General features: G+C 69.2%; 12 protein-coding genes. 9 read left to right on the plus strand and 3 right to left on the minus strand.

Annotation, left to right across the window (positions count from 1 at the left end; genetic code table 11):
- Nucleotides 1-18: 18 nt before the first annotated feature.
- Complete coding sequence (gene sucD / locus B0E52_RS05480) at nt 19-894, minus strand: succinate--CoA ligase subunit alpha (protein ID WP_077482382.1); 876 nt, start codon at nt 892-894, stop codon at nt 19-21.
- A gap of 90 nt (nt 895-984) precedes the next feature.
- Complete coding sequence (gene sucC, locus B0E52_RS05485) at nt 985-2,145, minus strand: ADP-forming succinate--CoA ligase subunit beta (protein ID WP_077482383.1); 1,161 nt, start codon at nt 2,143-2,145, stop codon at nt 985-987.
- 435 nt (nt 2,146-2,580) lie between these two features.
- On the opposite strand from sucC, the gene B0E52_RS05490 reads away from it, so the two are divergent.
- Entirely contained in the window at nt 2,581-4,155 is a 1,575-nt protein-coding gene (locus tag B0E52_RS05490; RefSeq protein ID WP_254426716.1) for an ATP-binding protein, read from the plus strand.
- A 6-nt stretch (nt 4,156-4,161) separates the two neighbouring features.
- Here B0E52_RS05490 and B0E52_RS05495 read toward each other — a convergent pair whose 3' ends face one another.
- On the minus strand, nt 4,162-5,121 hold the full coding sequence (locus B0E52_RS05495; RefSeq protein WP_077482417.1) for a LacI family DNA-binding transcriptional regulator: 960 nt from the start codon (nt 5,119-5,121) through the stop codon (nt 4,162-4,164).
- Nucleotides 5,122-5,408: 287 nt separating this feature from the next.
- Here B0E52_RS05495 and pgmB point away from each other — a divergent pair, with 287 nt between their 5' ends.
- From pgmB to B0E52_RS05535, 8 genes are all read left to right on the plus strand, one after another.
- Nucleotides 5,409-8,492, plus strand: a complete 3,084-nt coding sequence (gene pgmB / locus B0E52_RS05500; protein ID WP_077482386.1) for a beta-phosphoglucomutase — start codon at nt 5,409-5,411, stop codon at nt 8,490-8,492.
- Nucleotides 8,493-8,530: 38 nt separating this feature from the next.
- Nucleotides 8,531-11,035, plus strand: coding sequence for a TonB-dependent receptor (locus B0E52_RS05505; protein WP_254426713.1), 2,505 nt, complete (start codon nt 8,531-8,533; stop codon nt 11,033-11,035).
- Nucleotides 11,036-11,200: 165 nt separating this feature from the next.
- Nucleotides 11,201-12,469 (plus strand): MFS transporter, encoded by a 1,269-nt coding sequence (locus B0E52_RS05510; RefSeq protein ID WP_254426714.1) that lies wholly within the window; start codon nt 11,201-11,203, stop codon nt 12,467-12,469.
- 34 nt (nt 12,470-12,503) lie between these two features.
- A complete protein-coding gene (locus B0E52_RS05515; RefSeq protein ID WP_077482392.1) occupies nt 12,504-14,306 on the plus strand; it encodes a tetratricopeptide repeat protein in 1,803 nt (600 codons plus the stop codon).
- Nucleotides 14,303-16,582: a glycoside hydrolase family 65 protein gene (locus B0E52_RS05520; protein WP_077482394.1), complete on the plus strand. Its 2,280-nt coding sequence runs from the start codon at nt 14,303-14,305 to the stop codon at nt 16,580-16,582. Before B0E52_RS05515 ends, B0E52_RS05520 begins: the two co-directional genes overlap by 4 nt.
- Nucleotides 16,579-18,246 (plus strand): trehalase family glycosidase, encoded by a 1,668-nt coding sequence (locus tag B0E52_RS05525; protein WP_077482396.1) that lies wholly within the window; start codon nt 16,579-16,581, stop codon nt 18,244-18,246. Before B0E52_RS05520 ends, B0E52_RS05525 begins: the two co-directional genes overlap by 4 nt.
- Before the next feature lie 37 nt (nt 18,247-18,283).
- Nucleotides 18,284-19,360 (plus strand): alpha/beta hydrolase, encoded by a 1,077-nt coding sequence (locus B0E52_RS05530; RefSeq protein WP_077482398.1) that lies wholly within the window; start codon nt 18,284-18,286, stop codon nt 19,358-19,360.
- Nucleotides 19,361-19,448: 88 nt separating this feature from the next.
- Nucleotides 19,449-20,846 carry a sigma-54 dependent transcriptional regulator gene (locus B0E52_RS05535; protein ID WP_077482400.1) on the plus strand — a complete coding sequence of 466 codons (1,398 nt, stop codon included), beginning with the start codon at nt 19,449-19,451 and terminating at the stop codon, nt 20,844-20,846.
- Nucleotides 20,847-21,835 lie beyond the last annotated feature (989 nt).

The raw sequence follows: 21,835 nt of genomic DNA on the forward strand, positions 1-21,835 counted from the left end.
TCGGTCGTGTCGACCCGATTACTTCTTCATCAGCTTCGCGAGCGTCTTGCCGAGGTCGGCCGGCGACTTCACCGTGGTGACGCCTGCCTTCTCCAGCGCGGCGAACTTCGCCGCGGCCGTGCCCTTGCCGCCGGAGATGATCGCGCCGGCGTGGCCCATGCGCTTGCCGGCCGGGGCCGAGGCACCGGCGATGAACGACACCACCGGCTTCTTGACGTACTCGCCGATGAACTCGGCGGCGTCTTCCTCGGCGCTGCCGCCGATCTCGCCGACCATGATGATGCCCTCGGTCTGCGGGTCGTCCTGGAACAGCTTCAGGCAGTCGATGAAGTTGAGACCGTTGATCGGGTCGCCGCCGATGCCGATCACCGTGCTCTGGCCGAGGCCTTCGTTGGTGGTCTGGAACACCGCTTCATAAGTCAGCGTGCCGGAACGCGAAACCACGCCAACCTTGCCCTTGCTGTGGATGTGGCCGGGCATGATGCCGATCTTGCATTCGCCGGGGGTGATGATGCCGGGGCAGTTCGGCCCGATCAGCACGATTTCCGGATGCTGCGCCAGCACGTTCTTCACGCGCAGCATGTCCAGCACCGGGATGCCCTCGGTGATCGCCACGATGGTCTTGATGCCGGCGTCGACCGCCTCAAGGATCGAGTCGGCCGCGAACGGCGGCGGCACGAAGATCACCGACGCGTCGGCACCGGTTTCGGCGACGGCTTCGTCCATCGAGTTGAACACCGGCAGGCCGATGTGCTCGCTGCCGCCCTTGCCGGGGGTGACGCCGCCCACGACCTTGGTGCCGTAGTCGAGGCACTGCTGTGCATGGAAGGTGCCCTGCTGACCGGTGAAACCCTGCACCAGCACCTTGGTGTTCTTGTTGACGAGAACGCTCATTGGAATGTCCTGTGTTCGTATCCCTGTAGGAGCGCACCCTGTGCGCGATCGGAGTCGCGATCGCGCACAGGGTGCGCTCCTACGGGAAAATTATTTGGCGGCGGCCACGGCCTTCTGGGCCGCGTCGTTGAGATCGTCGGCCGGCGTGATCGCCAGGCCGGAGTTGGCCAGCAGCGCACGGCCCTGCTCCACGTTGGTGCCCTGCAGGCGCACCACCACCGGAATCTTCAGGCCCACTTCCTTCACCGCGGCGATGATGCCCTCGGCAATCATGTCGCAGCGGACGATGCCGCCGAAGATGTTGACCAGGATGCAGCGCACCTTGTCCGACGAGGTGATCAGCTTGAACGCCTCGGTAACGCGCTCCTTGGTGGCGCCGCCGCCCACGTCGAGGAAGTTGGCCGGCTCGCCGCCCGCCAGCTTGATCACGTCCATGGTGGCCATGGCCAGGCCCGCGCCATTGACCATGCAGCCGATGTTGCCGTCCATGGTCACGTAGTTGAGGTTGCTCTGCTGCGCGGCAGCCTCGGCGGCGTCTTCCTGGGTGAGGTCGCGCATGGCGGCGAGGTCGGCGTGGCGGAACTCGGCGTTGTCGTCGGAGTTCACCTTGCCGTCTAGCGCGGCGAGGTTGCCGTCGGCGAGGATGGCGAGCGGGTTCAGCTCGACCAGCGAGAGGTCCTTCTCGTTGAACAGCTTGTACAGGCCCAGCATGATCTTGGTGAGCTGGTTGACCTGCTTCGGGTCCAGGTCCATCGCGAAGCCGAGGTTGCGGCACTGGTACGGCTGCAGGCCTTCCACGAAGTCCACCACGATGGTGTGGATGTCCTCGGGGGTGTCCTTGGCCACCTGCTCGATGTCCACGCCGCCGTGCTTGGAGGCGATGAAGGAGACGGACTTGGAGTCGCGGTCGACCAGGATCGACAGGTACAGCTCCTTGGCGATGTCGGTGGCGTCGGTGACCAGCACCAGGTTCACCGGCAGCGCGCGGCCGGCGGACTGGTAGGTCTCCATCCTGGTGCCCAGCATGCCCTTGGCGGCGGCGCGCACGTCGTCCAGGCTGCGGCAGAACTTGACGCCACCGGCCTTGCCGCGGCCGCCGGCGTGGATCTGCGCCTTGACCATCCATTGGGAACCGCCCAGCGCCTTGGCGGCGTCGACGGCGGCATCGGGGGAGTTGGCGACCTTGCCCGGCGGTACGGTGATGCCGTACTGCGCGAACAGTTCTTTGGCCTGGTATTCGTGGAAATTCATTCGATAGCCTCGAGCGAACGGGGAAAACGGCCTCGCGCGGAAGGGACGCGGCGCGGGCTTGCGGGGGTCGGACGGCGTTGTGGCCTGCCGGCGGGCGATGCGCGCGGCGATATCCCGACGAGGCGGGAACCGCGCGAAACGGCCGCCCATTTTCGCGGAAGCGGCCCCCGATGGAAAGGGGCGGTCCCGGAATCGGCCCCGGGCGAGGCCTGCCGCCGGAGCGCGGACGGCCGTGTCGGCCCGGCCATCGGCTGCCCTGGCGGCGCCACCGGGCGGGACTGTCCGGTCGCCGAAACCGTCCGGATGGCTCGAAGTTTCCACGGGGGGAGCCCCTATACTCCGCCAGACCGCCCGGGAGCGTCGTACACCGTGTCCAGCAACGTCCTGCCGCAGCTCAACGCCCAGCGCCCCGTTCCGGCGGCGATCCGCCACGAGATGCTGTTCCTGAACGCCTTCCGGGTGATCCAGGCGCTGGTCTACATCGGCCTGGCCTTCGCGCCGATGCAGATCGGCGGCGTGCCGGTGAACTCGCCGCAACTCGCCCTGCTGGTCACCCTGCCCTACCTGCTGTTTGCCATCCCGGCGCTGGCGCTGACCGGGCGCTGCGTGCCCTACGCCAAGGTGGTCGTGTCGATCTGGCTGGTGGTGGACATCACCGCCGCGGTGCTGGCGCTCAGCGCGATCGACTACGCGCGTATCGGCATCGCGATGATGCTGGCGGTGAACCTGGGCGTGGGCGCGCTGATCCTGTCGCTGCGGCTTTCCAGCTTCTTTGCCGCACTGGCCACGCTGGGCCTGCTCGCCCACGCGTTGCTGGCCCAGCCCGGCAGCAATACCGGCGACCGCAACCTGCTGGAGTCGGCGCTGTTCGGCCTGGCCTATTTCGCGATCACCACGTTGTGCCACGTGCTGGGGCGACAGTTGCGCGCCAGCGAGGCGCTGGCCGAGCAGCGCAGCACCGACCTGGCCAACCTGTCGCAGGTCAACGAGCTGATCATCCGCCGCATGAAGACCGGCGTGCTGCTGGTGGACGACGCCAACCGCATCCACCAGATCAACGAGTCGGCGTGGATGCTGCTGGGCAACCCCAGCGCGGACCAGCGCGACCTGGGCCGGCTGGCGCCCGAGCTGTCGCGCCGGCTGTACCACTGGATGACCTCCGGCAAGCTGGACGAGACCGCCACCCAGCTCGCCGACGGCGTGCCCGAGGTGGTGCCGCGCTTCTCCCGCCTCGCGCCGAACGACGACTCGCTGGTTCTGATCTTCCTCGACGACACCTCGCTGGTCTCGCGCCGCGCCGAGGAGCTCACGCTCAGCTCGCTGGGCCGTCTGTCCGCCTCGATCGCGCACGAGATCAGGAACCCGCTGGCGGCGATCCGCTATTCGGCGCAGTTGCTGGCCGAGTCGGAAAAGATGGACAGCTCCGACCAGCGCATGGTGGAGATCATCAACAACCACTGCGTGCGGCTCAACGAGATCATCGAGAACATCCTGCAGCTGTCGCGGCGCGAACGCTCGCGGCCGGAAACCCTGGACCTGGGCCGCTGGGCGCAGGGCTTCGTGGACGAATACAAACAGGGCAACGACATCGGCAACGACACCTTGCGGGTGGTCGTGGGCGGCGCCGTCGCGGTGGCCGCGATGGCCGACCCGCAGCAGCTGCAGCAGGTGATGTGGAACCTGGTGCAGAACGCGTTGCGCTACGGCCGCCTGCCCGGCGAGCCGGCGCGGGTGATGGTGATCGTGCGCAACGGCGAGCACGGCGAGCCGATCCTGGAAGTGACCGACCGCGGCCCCGGCATCGCGCCCAAGGTGGCCGCGCAGATCTTCGAGCCGTTCTACACCACCCACGAATACGGCACCGGCCTCGGCCTGTACCTGGCACGGCAGATGGCCGAGGCCAACCAGGCCTCGCTGGAATACGTGCGCGTGGCGGGCGGCGGCAGCTGCTTCCGCCTGCTGCTGACGCCACCGCAGATGAATCGCGCGGCCGCTGAAGCCACGGGCTGAGCAGCCTCAGGTCGCGCGCACGACCAGGCTGGTCGGCAACATCTGCGAGGCCACCGGCTGGCCGTCGATCAGCGCCAGCACCTTGCGCGCCAGCAGTACGCCGCCTTCCTGCCAGTTCTGCCGCACGGTCGACAGCGGTGGCAGGAAGCTGGCACCGTGCGGGGTGTCGTCGTAGCCCACTACCGAGACGTCGTTCGGCACCGACAGCCCCTGCTCCACCAGCGCGCGGATCGCGCCCATCGCCAGCAGGTCGCTGCAGGCGAAGATCGAATCGAAATGCACCTTGCGGGCAGCCAGCGAGCGCACCGCGTCGACGCCCGATTCCAGCGTCCAGTCCACCCGCTGCAGCAGCAGCGGCTTGATGCCGTGGCCGGCCAGTTCGTCGACGAAGCCGTGCAGGCGCTGGGCCATTTCCGGATGGTCGGAGTTGCCGATGAACACCGGGTGGCGCCGCCCGATCGAGAGGAAGCGCTCGGCCACGCTGATCCCGCTGTGGCGGTTGTCGCTGCCGACCACGATGTGGTTGTCCTGCGCCGACTCGGCGCCCCACACCACCATCGGCAGGCCCAGGCGGTCGTACAGCTTCACCGCGTCCTGGTGCACGCCCTGGCCCAGCAGGATCAGGCCGTCGGCGGCCTGCACCGCGGCGTTCGCCGCGTCGTGGCGGGTGGTCAGCAGCACGCTGTAGCCGGCCGAGGTCAACTCCTGCGAGATGCCGCCCAGCAGGGACAGCGGGTACGGGTCCCACATCGTGCGGCCGGCCGAGGGTTTCATCTCCACGATCACCGCCACCGTGTGGCTGCGCCGCAGGCGCAGGTTGCGCGCGCTGACGTTGAGCTTGTAGCCGTGCTTGCGCGCCAGCGCCTGGATGCGCTCGCGGGTTTCCGGGGTCACCAGCGGGCTCTCGGCCAGCGCCCGCGACACGGTGATCTTGGACACCCCGGCCAGCTTCGCCAGGTCCGCCATGGTCAGGCCGGACTGCGCCGCGGCGGGCGATTTCTTCTTGGCGGAACTCACGGGCGGCCCTCCGGGCGTGATGCGGGCGGCGCGGAGCCTGCCCTGGCGCGCTAGTGTCACCCGCGACGGCGGCCCCGTCCAATGCTCCGGCGGAGCACCGGCAAGCCGCGCCACAGCGGCTCCACAATGAAATGTTATCGATATCTTGATATCGATATCATTCGCTCGTATGCTGCGCCCGAAACCGCGCCGGTGCCTTTGCCGCGCCCGCTGCAGCCACGCGAGGGGAACATCACGTGCAGACTCATGATGCGGCTCCGCCTGTCCTGTCCGCCGATGCGGGCACGGCGCCGCATGCCGCCCCCGTCGTCGATCCCTGGCAACTCGTGCACCGCGGCCACGACCGCGCCGGTTTTGCCCAGGACGAAAGCCTGTTCGCGCTGGCCAACGGCTCGCTGGGCGTGCGCGGCGGACTGGAAGAGGACGACAGCCCCAGCCAGGGCTGCTTCCTCGCCGGGGTGTGGGAACGCTCGACTATCGCCTACCACGAACGCTTCACCGGCTACGCCCGCGCCACCGATACCCGCGTGCCGGTCGCTGACGCGAGCCGCATCCGGCTGCGGCTGGGCGATGCATCGATACGGCTGGACGAGGGCGAGTGGCTGGCGCTGGAGCGCCGGCTGGACCTGCGCGCAGGCTGCTACCGCCGGACCCTGCGTTGGCGCGCACGGGGCGGCGGCACGCTGGAAATCACCGCGGAGCGGCTGGTGGTGCTGGACCGCCCCGGCCTGCTGGCGATCCGCTACCGCGTGCGCTCGCTCGATTACCGCGGCCCGATCGCGCTGGAATCGGCCATCGACACCGCCCGCGCGGCGGTCGGCCAAGGCGACGACCCGCGCATCGGTGCGCATCTCCACGGCGGCCTGCAGCTGCACGACGCGCAGGCCGGCGCCGACCTCGCCTGGGTGGCCCAGCACACCACGCACAGCGACATCCGGCTGGTCTGCGCGCAGACGCATCGCCTGACCGACCCCGCGCTGAGCTTCCGCAATGCGGCGCGCACCCCGCACGGCGTGGTGCAGAACTTCGTCGGCCAGCTCGCCCCCGGCAGCGAGGTGGTGCTGGAGAAATTCGCCGCCTGGGCCTGGTCGCAGCCCGAAGCCGCGGCAGCCGTCGATCCCGTCCTGCTGTCCAGTGTCACGGAAACACTGGCTTCGGCCGGCCACGCAGGTTTCCCCTCCCTGCTGGCCGGCCAGGCGGGACAACTCGATGCGCTGTGGCGCGCCACCGACCTCGCCATCGACGGCGCGCCGGAGGTGGAACAGGCGCTGCGCTTCAACCTGTTCCAGTTGTTCCAGTCCGGCAGCCGCGACGACCACGGCAGCGTGGCGGCCAAGGGCCTCACCGGCGAGGGCTACGAGGGTCACTGCTTCTGGGACGCCGAGGTCTTCATGCTGCCGGTGCTGGCCACCGCCGCGCCGCAATTGGCGCGACACATGCTGGCCTGGCGCCACGCCACGCTGGACCGCGCCCGCGCCCACGCCCGCGAGCTGAACCACGCTCGCGGCGCGCTGTACCCGTGGCGCACCATCGCCGGCGACGAATGCTCGGCCTACTTCCCCGGCGGCTCGGCGCAGTACCACATCAATGCCGACATCGCCTGGGCGATCCGGCTGTACGTGGACGCCAGCGGCGACGAGGTTTTCCTGCGCGACATGGGCACGGAGATGCTGTGCGAGACCGCGCGCATCTGGCTGCAGGTCGGCCACTTCAACCCGCGCCGTGGCGGTGCGTTCTGCATACCCGAAGTGACCGGACCGGACGAATATTCCGCCCTGGTCGACAACAACCACTACACCAACCGCATGGCGCAACGGCATCTGCGCGACGCCGCCGCCACCGTCGCGTGGCTGGCCGCGGAACATCCCGCCGAGCACGCGGCGCTGGCCGCACGCATCGATCTGGCCGCGGACGAAGCCGCCGAGTGGCAACGTGCCGCCGACGCCATGTACCTGCCGGTGGACGCGGAGCTGGGCATCTTCCCGCAGGACGACGGCTTCCTCGACAAGCCGCGGCTGACGCCCGCTCAGATGCGCGATCCCGCGCTGCGTCCGCTGCTGCTGCACTGGCATCCGCTGACCATCTACCGCCATCAGGTGTGCAAGCAGGCCGACACCGTGCTGGCGCTGGTGATGGCCGGTGAGGACGTGGACACCGCCGCCAAGCGACGCAACCTCGACTACTACGAAGGCGTCACCGTGCACGACTCCACGCTGTCCGCCTCCAGCTTCGCGGTGCTCGCCGCCGAGGTGGGGCGCGACGCGGAGGCGTACCGGTACTTCCTCGATACCTTGCGGGTGGACCTGGACGACTCGCACGGCAACGCCGGGCACGGCCTGCACATGGCGGCGATGGCCGGCAGCTGGCTGGCGCTGGGCTGGGGTTTCGGCGGCCTGCGCGTGCACGGTGGCCAGCCTGCGCTGGCGCCGCAGCTGCCCGCCGCTTGGAAGAGCTACCGCTTCGGCCTGCGCTGGCGCGATGCGCAGCTGCGCATCGAGGCGGATGCCACCGGCGTGCGCTACACCCTGGTCGAAGGCTCGGCGCTGGACTTCCTGCATCGAGGCCAGCCGCAGCGCCTGCGCAAGGGCGAATCGCTGCAGCTGCCGCACCCGTCCGCGCACCCGTTGAAGGCGGTGATCTTCGACCTCGACGGCGTGCTCGCCGACACCGCGGTGCTGCATCGCGCGGCGTGGCAGCAGCTGGCCGCCGAGATCGACGCGCCGTTCGACGAGGCGATCGCCGAGCGCATGAAGGGCGTGGACCGCATGGGCTCGCTGGAGATCCTGCTGGAGCGCGCACCGCGCCGCTACAGCGACGCGGAGAAGGCCGAGCTGGCCGCGCGCAAGAACGCCCGATACGTGGAACTGATCGGCACGCTGACCCCGGACAACCTGCTGCCCGGCGCCCGCGTCGCGGTGGAATCGGTGCGCCACGCGGGGCTGAAGACCGCGCTGGCCTCGGCCAGCCGCAATGCGCCGCAGCTGCTGGACCGGCTGGGCATCGCCGGGCTGTTCGACTGCATCGTCGACGCGAACCGCATCGCGCGCTCCAAGCCAGATCCGGAGATCTTCCTCGCCGCCGCCGCCGGGCTCGGCCTGGCGCCGACGGACTGCCTCGGCGTGGAAGACGCCGCGGCAGGCATTGCCAGCATTCACGCCGCGGGGATGGCGGCGGTGGGAATCGGCCAGGCGGAGGCCCTGGCCGAGGCAGACGTGCTGTTGTCGAACATCGCCGCGTTCGACATCGGCCGAATAACAACGACAAGCGGCCCATCGGCTCGGCTTCCCGCCGCTGCCGCATCACCATGCAACCAGAACTGATGGGGAGTCAGAACATGAGCACTCGGATATTCACAAGCTTGACCCTGTCCGCGGCGATCGCGGCCGCCCTCGCCTCCGGCACTGCGCTGGCGCAGGACAACGGCCAGACCGCCAGCGGCACGCCAGCCACGGCGAACGCCACGCAGAACGCCGGCAAGAACACGAAGAACGGCAAGTCCGTGCAGGCGCTGGAACAGGTCGTCGTCACCGGTTCGGCGAACACCGCAGGCGTGCGCAAGATCGACGCCAGCTATTCGATCACCACCGCCACGGCCGCGCAGATCCAGCAGGACAACCCGCGCAGCGCCGCCGACCTGCTGAAGATCGCGCCCGGCGTATGGCCCGAGTCCACCGGCGGCCAGACCGGCGCCAACATCGAGATCGCCGGCTTCCCGGGCGGCGGCGACGCGCCGTTCTACACCAACCAGATCATGGGCACGCCGCTGTACGGCATGCCCTCGCTGTCGTTCTTCGAGCAGAGCTCGATGTTCCGCCTCGACGACACCGTCGACCACGTGGAGCTCCTGCTGGGCGGCCCGTCGGTGGTGTTCGGCGACGGCCAGATCGGCCTCACCTCCAACTACATCCTCAAGCAGGGCACCGACACGCCGTCCGGCAGCATCGGCGTCACCTACGGCACCGAGAACCTCAAGCGGGTCGACGGCTTCTACGGCTTCCCGATCGGCAAGGGTGGCTGGTACGGCAGCGTGGGCGGCTTCTACCGCGAGTCCAACGGCGTGCGCGATCCGCAGTTCCCCGCCGACAAGGGCGGCCAGCTCACCGCCACACTGACCAAGGATTGGGACAACGGTTCGCTGGTGTTCTGGGCGCGCGGCCTCGACGACAAGAACCAGTTCATCACCCCGATCCCGCTGATCCAGACCGGCTCCGGCCAGTTCACCGCCTACCCGGGCTTCGACCCGCAGACCGACACCTACTACAGCAAGGCGATGCAGCACGTGTACCTGGAGAGCTATCCGGGCGGCGGCACCAGCGCGAACCTCGCCGACGGCCGCGGCGCCCAGCTCGGCTTCTTCGGCGCGAACTTCGACTGGGACTTCGGCAACGGCTGGACGGTCAGCGACAAGTTCCTGGTCGACGGCGGCAACATGGACACCAATGCGCTGTTCTCCGGCTCCAATCCGCAGACGCTGAGTTCGTGGGAAAGCGGCAACGGCGTGCCCGCCGGTGCAGTCGCCACCGCCAGCTACACCAACGGTTCGGGCATCGTCACCGACCCGAACGCGGACGTGATCAGCCAGGGCTGGTGGCACATCCACAAGAACATCAAGAGCGCGGTCAACGACTTCCGCATCAGCAAGGAGTTGTTCGAGGGCAACACGCTGACCGCCGGCCTGTACCTGGCGCACTACACCGACAACGACCGCTGGTCGCTCGGCAACCCGATGCTGATGAGCAACACGCCGAACGCCACGCCGATTGCGGTGAGCTACGTGCAGGGCGGCCAGACCTACCAGGTCACCAACGCGCAGGGCCTGATCTACAACGGCGGCTTCAACATCACCGAGAACGGCGTGGCCACCAACAAGGCGTTCTACCTGTCCGACACCTGGAAGCTCGACCGGTGGATCCTCGACGCCTCGGCGCGGCTGGAGAACGAGGACGCGCACAACACCGTGTGCAACCTCTCGAACGTCAACATCGACGGCAACCCGAACACGCTGTACGACAACAGTGTGTCGATGTGCAACGGCACCTACTCCCGCACCGACTACAACAAGACCCACACCTCGTGGACGGCCGGCGCCACCTACAAGATCCAGGACGACATGGCGCTCTACGCCCGCGCCAACAAGGGCGTGCACTTCAACAGTTTCGACGACATGCGCGGCAGCGTCACCGGCGACACGCCGCCGGTGCTGAAGATCCAGAACTTCGAGGTGGGCTGGAAGTACCAGATCCCGCTGTTCAGCGCCGACATCTCGTTCTACCACCGCCAGTTCGACGGACTGAGCTACCAGCCCTCGACGCTTGGCGTGCCGTTCGGCAGCAAGTCCACCTATGGTTCGGACACCAAGGGCATCAACTTCAACCTGCACGCGAACACGCCGGACCAGATGTTCTCGGTGACCGCGGTCGGCAACTGGATGGAAGGCCACTACACGCACTTCGAGGGCGACGCGGTGTTCTCCGGCCTCAACGGCATCTTCTACGGCACTTACCAGGGCAAGCAGCTGCAGCGCCAGCCCAAGTTCCAGATGCGCCTGACCCCGGCCCTGCGCTTCCCCACCGCCTACGGCGACCTGCGGCTGTGGGTGACGATGGAGTACGTGGGCAACCACACCCAGGACCAGCTGGCCCTGCAGCAACTGGGCACCTACACCGACTTCAGCGTGGGCGCGCAGTACAACTACGGGCCGCACTGGCTGTTCACCCTGGTCGGCTCCAACGTCACCGACGCGCTGGGCCTCACCGAGTCGAACTCCCGCATCGCGGGTTCGGCGGCCGGCGCGTCGGGCGTGATCCTCGCCCGCCCGCTGGAGGGCCACGAGTACAACCTGCAGGTGAAGTACCAGTTCTGAGGAGGCTGTGCTCTCGCTCGTCATCCCGGCGCAGGCCGGTATGACGAGCGGGAAGCCCACTGTTCAGACGCTTCCTGAGCTAACGTTTACCCCGCGTAGCGGCCCGGACTGCGCGATGGCGGTCCGGGCCGCCTTTTTCGTCGCGGCCACCTGCACGAGGTGCGCATGAATCGTTTCCGCATGATCGCCGCGCTCGCGCTGACCTACGTGGTCTTCGCGATCCTGCTCAACAGCGTGGGCACGGTGATCCTGCAATCGATCGCCAGCTTCGGCGTCGGCAAGACCGAGGCCAGCCTGCTTGAACTGTTCAAGGACCTCACCATCGCCGTGGTCTCCTTCGGCGTGGCCTCCTTCCTGCCGCTGATCGGCTACCGGCGCGCGATGATCCTGGCGCTGGCCCTGCTCGGCGTCGCCTGCGTGCTGATGCCGCTGTTCCCCGGCTTCCGCACCACCGAGGTGCTGTTCACCTGCGTCGGCATCTCGTTCGCGCTGGCCAAGGTCGGCGTGTATTCCTCGATCGGCCTGCTCACCGCCGACCGCGCGGCGCACGGCCGCCTCACCTCGACGATCGAGGGCACCTTCATGCTCGGCGTGCTGGCCGGCAACTGGCTGTTCAGCGCGTTCATCAACCACGCCGATCCCGCCGACCTGGCGTGGCTCAACGTGTACTGGGTGCTGGCCGTGCTGTGCGTACTGGTGATCGCCCTGCTCGCCACTTCGCGCATGGACGAGTCGGCGGCGCACAACGTGCACACCTCGACCATGAAGGGTTCGCTGGTCGAGATGTTGCAGCTGTTCGTGCGGCCGCTGGTCTACGTGTTCCTGATCTCGGCCTTCCTCTACGTGCTGATCGAGCAGAGCTTCTCCACCTGGCTGCCGACCTTCAACAACGAGATCCTCAAGCTGCCGAACGCGATGAGCATCCAGCTCGCCAGCATCCTGCCCGGCGCGATCGCGCTGGGGCGGCTGGCCGCCGGCCAGGCGCTGCGGCGGATGCACTGGTACACCTTGCTCAACATCTGCGTGGTCGGCATGGCCGCGATCGTGATCGTGAGCCTGCCGCTGGCGCGCAACATCGTGCCGAACGCCCACGTCAGCTGGGGCAACGCGCCCGTCGCCGCCTGGCTGTTCCCGCTGGTGGGCCTGCTGATGGCGCCGATCTACCCGGTGATCAACTCGGTGGTGCTGAGCTCGCTGCCCAAGCCCGCGCACGCGGCGATGACCGGGCTGATCGTGATCTTTTCCGCACTGGGCGGCACCCTGGGTTCGCGCATCACCGCGATCGTGTTCGCCCGCTCCAACGGCATCGATGCGTTTTATTTCTCGCTGCTGCCGATGAGCCTGATCCTCATTGCGCTGTTTTTCTTCAAGCGCGAAACCGACCGCCACGGCATGGCCGTGGCGACGCCAGCCATCCGCCTCGCGGCGAAATAGCGCCGGCGACGCACTCGTGTCCACGCCCGCACCCATGTCGCTCGATGCCCTGCGCCAGGTCGGTGCGCTGCTGCAGGCCGGCGAGCTGCGCGGCGCGCACGAACGCCTGCAAGCCATCGTCGCGGCGCATCCGGACTGCGTGGAGGCGCTGCGCCTGCTCGGCGGCCTGCGCCTGGGCTTCGGCGATGCCGAAGGCGCCGAGGCGTTGCTGCGCCGGGCGCTGGGGCTGGACCCGGGCTGGGCACCCACGCTCGCCACGCTGGGCGAGCTGCTGCTGGCCGCCGGCCGCGACGACGAGGCCGAAGCGTTGCTGCGCCGCGCGGCCACGAAGCTGCCGCAAGCCGCCTTGCGGCTGGCTCGCCATTGCAACGAGCGCCAACGCCCGGCCGAGGCGCTGGCCTTGCTCGCACCGCTGTGTGCCGCCGGCGCAGTCGAGGCCGAACTGGCCGCGCAGCACGTGGCGGCGCTGGCGGCGCTGGGGCGTGCCGATGAAGCCGCGGATTTCCATCGCCGCGCGGCGGAAGCCGCGCCCGACAACCCGGTTGCCGCGCAGGCGCTGGCGATCGCGCTCGCCGCCTGCGGCCGCCACGCCGAGGCCGAACGCGCCGCCACGCGCGCGCTGGCGCCCGGCCGCGTGAGCGCCGCCGCCCACTTCACCCGCGCGCGCAGCCTGCTCGCGCTGGGCGAGTTCGCGCGTGCGGAGACGGACCTGCGCGAGGGCCTGCGGCTGGAGCCGCGCCACGCCGAGGCGCACGACCATCTCGCGCGGCTGGTGTGGATGCGCAGCGGCGATCTCGCCGAAACCACCGCCGCGCTCGATGCCGCGCTGCACCGGTTTCCCGGCGACGAAACCCTGCTCGCCGCCAAGGCCGCGATCCTGCAGGGCGCGGGCGATGCGCGCGGCGCCTGGGCCTGCCTCGCCGAGTCCGCCGCCCGCGCGCAGGCCACGCCGTCCCTGCTGGTGCGCGCGGGCCTTTCCGCGCTGGAGTTCGAACCCGCCACCGCGCTCGCGCTGGCCGAACGCGCGCTGCGGCGTTCGCCTGCCAGCACGCCCGCGCGCAGCCTGCTGGCCGCCGCCCTGCTCGGCATCGGCGATGCGCAGCGCGCGCTAGCGCATTGCGAACTCCTGCTCGCCGACGCGCCGGACGACCAGTACCTGGTCGCGCTGCAGACCACCGCGTGGCGCCTGCTCGGCGACCCGCGCCACGACGCGTACTGCGACTACGCGCAGCTGGTGCAGCCGTACCGTCTGCAGGCGCCGGCCGGCTGGAGCAGCCTCGCCGGCTTCCTCGCCGACCTGAAGCGCAGCCTTGAACGCCTGCACGATCCGAACGGCCATCCGCTGCTGTTCCAGTCGCTGCGCCACGGCACCGAGACCACAGCGGACCTGGCCCGCCTCGCCGATCCGGTGATCCAGGCACTGTTCCAGGCCTTCGACGCGCCGATCCGCGATTACATGGCTTTCGTCGGCCACGGCGACGACGCGCTGCGCCGGCGCAACCACGGCCACTACCGTTTCAACGGCAGCTGGTCGGTGCGCCTGCGCAGCGCGGGCTTCCACGCCAACCACGTGCATCCGCGCGGCTGGATCTCCTCGGCCTGCTACATCGACCTGCCCGACAGCATGGCCGGCAGCGGCACCACCGACGGCTGCCTCGCCTTCGGCGAACCCGGCATCCTCACCGCGCCGCCGCTGCACGCGCAGCACGTGGTGCGCCCCGAGCCCGGCCTGCTGGTGTTGTTCCCTTCTTACGCCTGGCACGGCACGGTGCCGTTCCGCAGCGAGCAGGCGAGGCTCACGGTGGCCTTCGACGCGGTGCCGGGAGAGCGGCCATGAAATGCGCCCTGCTTGCAGGCGCCTGGCTGGCGCTGGTTGCGCCGATCGTGTGCGCCACCGACGACGCGGGCTGGCAGCTCGATGCCAGCTCGGCGGATTTCGCCCACTACTTTCCGGGCCAGCTCGGCAACGGCTACGTCGCCACCTTCAGCGACCCGCGCGGCACCCAGGGCACGCTTGCGTACATGGTCGGCCTGATGGACGAGACGCCGGGCGACATCGCGCGACCCGCAGCGATCCCCGGCTGGCTGGGCATCGACTATTCCACCGGCGACTCGCAAGCCGGCCACTACTGGCTCAACCAGGTCGAACCCGACCCCGCCACGTTCCGCGATTATCGCCAGACGCTGGACCTGCGCCGCGGCGTGCTGACCACGCGCTACCGCTATCTCGACCACGGCCGCAACACGCGCATCGCGGTGACCAGCTTCGTGAGCCAGGCCGATCCGCATCTCGCCGTCACGCAACTGGCGATCACGCCGGAATACGACGGCACGGCGGAGCTGTCGCTCACGCTGGACACCTGGGCGCCGCACCAGCCGCGCCTGCCGCTGGCGCAACTGGACGGCCAAATGACGCAGGAGGCGCTGGCGGCGAACAACCTGCAGATCCGGCCGCTCCCGCCGGCCACCGCCGACCGCGCGCCACTGTGGTACCACGGCGACGTGCAGGTGCTGGACGCCAGCGGCGACGCCCGCGCCTACACCATGGCGCTGGATGGCCGCGCGGCGCACGGGCCGCGCATGGCGATGGCGGTGGCCGTCGGCCGGTCCGACAACGTCGTGCCCAGCGAGGCGAATTACCGCCGCGACCCGTACCGGATGGCGCTGGACCTGCGCGTGCCGGTGCGCAAGGGCCAGACCTACGTGTTCACCAAATACGTCGCGTTGTCGCGCGACGGCTGGGGCGGCGACGCGGCCGCCGATCTCGCGCTGGCGCGCGCCGCACGCACGCGCGGCTTCGACGCGCTGCTGGCCGATCAGGCCGCCGCCTGGGCAAAGCTGTGGCGCAGCGACATCGAGATCGACGGCGCCCCCGACGCCCAGCGCATGGTGCATGCCGACCTCTACTACCTGCTTTCCAACGTCGCCCCCGATACCGCCTGGGCCGCCGGCGCCTGCGGCCTCTCCACCGGCTACGCCGGCCATGTGTTCTGGGACAGCGACACCTGGCTGATGCCGGCCCTGCTGCTGTTGCATCCGGCGCGCGCGAAATCGTTGGTGATGTTCCGCGCGCGCGCGCTGCCGGCGGCGCGGGCGCGCGCGCAGGCACGCGGCCTGCAAGGCGCCATGTACCCGTGGGAGGCCGACCCGGAGACCGGCACCGAGCAGACGCCGCACGCCGCCCATGTGCTGGGCGAGCGCGAGATCCATGTCACCGCCGACGTCGCCATCGCCCAGTGGCAGTACTGGCTCGCCAGCGGCGACGAGGACTGGCTGAAACGGCATGGCTGGCCGGTGATCCGCGCCGTGGCCGAGTTCTGGGCCAGCCGCGCCACCTGGGTCCCCGCGCGGCACCGCTACGAGATCCTGCACGTCACCTCGGTGGACGAGGATTACAACGACGTGCCCAACGACACCTACACCAACCTCGCCGCGATCAAGGCGTTGCGCATCGCGACCGCGGCGGCGAAGCAGGTGGGCGCGGCCGCCGATCCGCGATGGGCCAGGGTCGCCGACGGCATCTACGTGCCGATGGCCGCCGACGGCAGCCATCACCTGGACTTCGACCCCAGCGTGCCGCACGACCGCGACACCTGGGGCGGCAGCTCGCTGCCGATGCTGGCGCTGCCGTCGCTGGACGTGGCGATGAGCCCCGCGCTGCGCCGCGCCGATTACGCCTACGCGGTCGCCCCCGTGCGCCGTTCCACCCGGGACCCCAACAGCATGGGCCTCGCCCCGCTGTCGATCGCCGCCGCCACCGCCGGCGAAACCGCCGATGCCGACGACTGGTTCGAGCGCAACCTGCATGCGCGGGTGGTGCAGCCACCGTTCGCCGTGCGCACCGAGACCGCGCACAACAACACCGGCTATTTCCTCACCGCCAGCGGCGGCATGCTGCAGAACATCCTCTACGGCTTCACCGGCCTGCGCATAGAGCCAAAGGGACTGGTGCCGACGTATCCGCCGATGCTGCCCGCGCGCTGGACGGCACTGACGCTGCGCAACCTTACCTTCCGTGGCCGGCTCTATGACATCAGCATCCGACGCGGCGCCGACGGCAAACCCGTGCTGTCGATGACCGCCACGCCATCCACCGGGAATCCCAGCCCATGAAACTCCGCACCCGCCTCGCTGCCCTGCTGCTTGCGCTGCTGTCCGCGCCCGTGGCTTCCGCCGCCACGCCCGACGCCGCGAAGACGCTGGACTACATCCATCACGCCTGGACCACGCTGACCCGGCAGATGGCCGACTGTTCCGCCTTCGGCAAGGGGCCGGGCGACACGCAGCTCGCGCTCTACCTGCCGCATGCGCTGCCGATGCCGTCCGGCCTACCCGCGATCGCCGCGCGCTGCCACGTCGAGCTGCGCCGGTTGCCGCAGACGATCCGCGAGATCGGCGACGTGGATGCGGCAAAGCTGCCCGCGCAAGGCCTGCTCTACCTGCCGCATCCCTACGTGGTGCCGGGCGGCTTCTTCAACGAGATGTACGGCTGGGACAGCTACTTCATCGAGCTGGGCCTGCTGACCGACCACCACGAAGCGCTGGCGCGCGACATGGTGGACAACGCGCTGTTCGAGGTGCGGCACTACGGCGGCGTGCTCAACGCCAACCGCAGCTACTACCTCAGCCGTTCGCAGCCGCCGTTCCTCGGCGCGATGATGGCCGCGCTGCTGGCCGATCCCACCAGCTTCCGCGACGACGCCGACAAGCGCGCGTGGCTCGCGCGGGCCTATCCGCTGGCGGTGCGCAACCACGATCTCTGGTTGCGCACCGAGCACCGCGCCGGCGATACCGGCCTGGCGCGCTACTTCGACTACGGCCACGGCCCGGTGCTGGAGGCACACGACGCCAGCTACTACCAGGGCGTGATCCGCTGGTTGCTGGCGCATCGCGCGGAGGATCCCGGCTATCTGGTCAAGGCCTCGCAGCACCCCGACGCCGCCGAGGCGGCGCGGCTGAAAACCGCGAGCTGCGATATCACGACCTCCGAGGTCTGTGCCGACGCCTGGGTGGATGGCTACCGCCTCACCGCCGACTACTACCTCGGCGACCGCGCGATGCGCGAATCGGGCTTCGACGTGAACTTCCATTTCGGCCCCTACGCCGGCCTCACCCACCACTACGCGCCGGTGGGCTTGAACAGCCTGCTCTACCGCTACGAGCGCGACCTGCACGACTTCGCCGTGACGCTGGGCAAGACTGCCGATGCAACGCACTGGGCGCAGGCAGCCACCGCACGCAAGGCGGCGATGGACCAGTACCTTTGGCAGCCCGCCAAGGGCATGTACATGGACTACGACTTCGTGGCGGGCAAGCCCTCGACCGATCCCTACCTCAGCACGTTCTACCCGCTGTGGGCCGGCGCCGCCTCCGCCGCGCAAGCGCAGGCGCTGCGCGGCAAGCTCGCGCTGTTCGAGCAGCGCGGCGGCCTGCGCATGAGCACGCGCACCACCGGCGCACAGTGGGACGCGCCTTACGGCTGGGCGCCCACGAACTGGCTCGCGATCAAGGGACTGGACGCCTACGGCTTCCATGACGACGCGCACCGCCTCGCCGGCAAGTTCATGGCCACCGTGGATCGCAGCCTCGCCGCGGATGGCACCATCCGCGAGAAATACAACATGGCGCTCGGCAATGCCGATGTGAAAGTGAGCGCCGGCTACACCACCAACGTCATCGGCTTCGGCTGGACCAACGGCGTGTACCTGAAGCTGCACGAGTTGCTGGAAGGCCCCGCGACGGGAAAGCCTGCCGCCGCAGCGACCGTGGTGCACTGAAGGCACGGACCCTGTCCGCATCGAGCGAGGAACCGCCATGAACCGCCCGCGCTTTTCGCGTCTCGCCTCGACGCTGCTGCTCTGTAGGGGCCTGGCCGCCACCTATGCCGCCGCGCAGGACGGCCAGCCGGGTGTGCAACCCGACGGCAGCGTCACCGCGGCCGCCGCCAGCATCCCGTATTCCGCGTTCGCCTCGGCGCAGGCACGCGCGTTCTTCCCGAAGATGCTCGCCGCAGGTGCCAAGGCACCGCCGCTCACCGCACCGATCGCCGAAAGTCGCGCGTTCTACGACCGCATGAACAGCGACCGCGCCGCGCGCATGGAGAAGCTCTACCCGGTAAAAACGCACCGCGACACGATCGCCGGCGTCGGCGTCGACGTGGTGTTGCCGGCGCAGGGCGTGGCGCCGGAAAACCGCCACCGCGTGTTGCTCAACCTGCACGGCGGCGCCTTCCTGTGGGGCGCGCACAGCGGCGCGCTGGTGGAATCGATCCCGATCGCCAGCCTCGGCCGCATCGAGGTGATCGCCGTGGACTACCGGCTGGGCCCCGAGCACGTCTTTCCCGCCGCCAGCGTCGATGTGGAGAACGTCTACCGCGAGCTGCTGAAGACGCACAAGCCGGAGCAGATCGGCATCTACGGCTGCTCGGCCGGCGGCATCCTCACCGGCGAAGCGGTGGCGCGCTTCATCACCGACCGGCTGCCGGTGCCCGGCGCGATCGGCATGTTCTGCGGCGCGCTGACCGACCTCGGTGGCGATTCGGCGTATGTCGCGCCACTGCTCAACGGCCAGGACGTGCCGGCGCAGCCGCTGGGCCTGGCCGCGATTCCCTACTTCCGCGGTGCCGACCCGCGCGACCCGCTGCTGCAGCCGGGGCTGTCGCCTGCCCTGCTGGCGAAGTTCCCGCCGACCCTGCTGATCAGCGGCACGCGCGACATGGCGCTGAGCTCCATCGTCCACAGCAACGAACTGCTGCGCCAGGCCGGCGTGCCCACCGAGCTGCGCGTGTGGGAGGGCATGTGGCACTCCTTCTTCTCCGACCCGGAGTTGCCGGAGTCGCGGCAAGCCTATGCCGCCATCGTCGCCTTCTTCGAACGCCGGCTGGCCCGTTGACCCGGTCCGCATCCGCAGGCACGGAGCTTTGCCCCCCGTGGGCGCGGCGGGTATCCTCACCGCAATCCCGCCGCCACCGCCACGACCCATGAGCCAGCAGACCGTCCTTGTCATCGACGACGAGCGCGACATCCGCGAACTGCTCACCATCACGCTGGGGCGGATGGACTTGCAGGTCGACGCCGTGGGCACCGTCGCCGAGGCGCGCTACGCGTTGGCCGGCAAGACCTACGACCTGTGCTTCACCGACATGCGCCTGCCCGACGGCAACGGCCACGAGATCGTCGAGCACATCGCCGCCAACCACCCGGACATGCCGGTGGCGATGATCACCGCCTACGGCAACGTGGACGCCGCGGTGAACGCGCTGAAGGCCGGCGCGTTCGACTTCGTCTCCAAGCCTGTGGACATCCAGATGCTGCGCCAGCTGGTGCGCACCGCACTGCGCCTGGCCGAGGAAAAGCGCAGCGGCAAGGCCGCGGCCAAGGCCGGCGGCGCCGGCGACCGGCTGATCGGCGACTCGTCGGCGATGCAGCAGGTGCGCTCCACCATCGCCAAGCTCGCGCGCAACCAGGCGCCGGTGTACATCGCCGGCGAATCCGGCGTGGGCAAGGAACTGGTGGCGCGACTGATCCACGAACAGGGCCCGCGCGCGACCGGCCCGTTCGTGCCGGTGAACTGCGGCGCGATCCCCTCCGAGTTGATGGAGAGCGAGTTCTTCGGCCACCGCAAGGGCAGCTTCACCGGCGCCGGCGCCGACAAGGAAGGCCTGTTCCAGGCCGCGCACGGCGGCACGCTGTTTCTCGACGAGGTGGCCGAGCTGCCCCTGCACATGCAGGTGAAGCTGCTGCGCGCGATCCAGGAAAAGGCCGTGCGCCCGATCGGTGCGCGCGAGGAAGTGCCGGTGGACGTGCGCATCCTCTCCGCCACGCACAAGAACCTCGCCGCCCTGGTCGAGCAAGGCCAGTTCCGCCAGGACCTGTTCTACCGCATCAACGTGATCGAACTGCGCGTGCCGCCGCTGCGCGAACGCCGCGGCGACGTGCCGCTGCTGGCCGACTTCATCCTGCAAGGCCTCGCCCGCAAGAGTGGCGGCCAGCCCAGCCGCCTGCTGCCCGAGGCGCGGCAGGCACTGGAAAGCTACGAGTTCCCCGGCAACGTGCGCGAACTGGAGAACATCCTCGAACGCGCCACCGCGATGTGCGATGGCGAACACGTCGACGCCAGCGACCTGATGCTGCCGCAGCGCCTGCCGCGCGCGGACATCTTGCCCGCCGCCCCCGGCCAGCCGGCACCCGTCGCGGCGCCCTCGCCGGCCAGCGCCACCGGCGACGGCGGCCTCGATGACTACATCAGCAACCTCGAGCGCGGCGCCATCGTGAAGGCGCTGGAGGAGTCGCGCTACAACAAGACCGCCGCCGCGAAGAAACTCGGCATCACGTTCCGGGCGCTGCGCTACAAGCTCAAGAAGCTCGGCATCGACTGATGCCGCTTGCAGCCCTCTCCCCGCCGGGGAGAGGGTTGAGTGAGGGGCCGCCCTCGCCACACCGTCACCACGTCCGAGCCTCTCCTCGCCCGCTTGCGGACGCGGAGAAGGGCCATGGATGGCCCTGCTTTCCTCGCGCCCCAGAGCCGAGCACATCCCTGTGCTCTCTCCGCGTGGAGGAGCGAGGAAGAGGGGTTGTGGAGAGGGGTTCTTTGCCCCGTATTCGCCAGTTTCAAAGCCGTTTCGTGCGCCTGCCGGCGCCCGAGTCACTTTTCTCTTGCGAGGCCAAGAGAAAAGCAACCCAAAGAGAAGGCCACCCCGGTTGGCGCGTTCCGTCCATCCATGGACGGAACGTCCGTGAAGCTGTGCCGGGCTTTTCGAGCGGGCTCGGGCAACCGCTCCTGCGTTGCCTCAACTCCGGCATCCATGCCGTCGCCTGCCCGCGCGAAAAGGCATCGGCATCCCTGCCGATGCCCGCTGCGCGGCCTGATCGTCCCCGCCTCACCGCCGCCCAGGGGCCCCGGAAAAGCAGGCGCGCGTCCTGCGCACCAGAAGCCAGTGCGCCGCCATGTGTCGCTGCCATCCCGAGGCCCCGTCCATCGTGCATATCGGCGTTTTTGGAGTGATAAGACTTATGCCCCCGTTTTGCATGATATGCACACCAGCATGTCCTCGATTACCGATCCGAAGATCAGACCCAAACCATTCTCTGCGCAAAGAATTTCTGCACTTGACGCTGGAGCTTCGGCGATGGAGCATGGTTTGCATATGCCCCGATCAGGGGTCTACTAAGGATGGTCTGATCAATCACCGCCTCATGCTCTCGGCGCGTATTTGAGCCAGCGGCAGGCAAGATGCTCCCGCCCGCGAGCCCCATTCCATGTTCTTCGTGCCGCCGCCAGCCTTTTCAGGCCACGGCGGACGCAGCAACCCTATCTCGGTTGCAGCAGTATCCCGCGCGCCATCCATAGGTTGACCAGCGCAAACAG

This window comes from Rhodanobacter sp. C06 (assembly GCF_002001105.1).
Lineage (GTDB): Bacteria > Pseudomonadota > Gammaproteobacteria > Xanthomonadales > Rhodanobacteraceae > Rhodanobacter_A.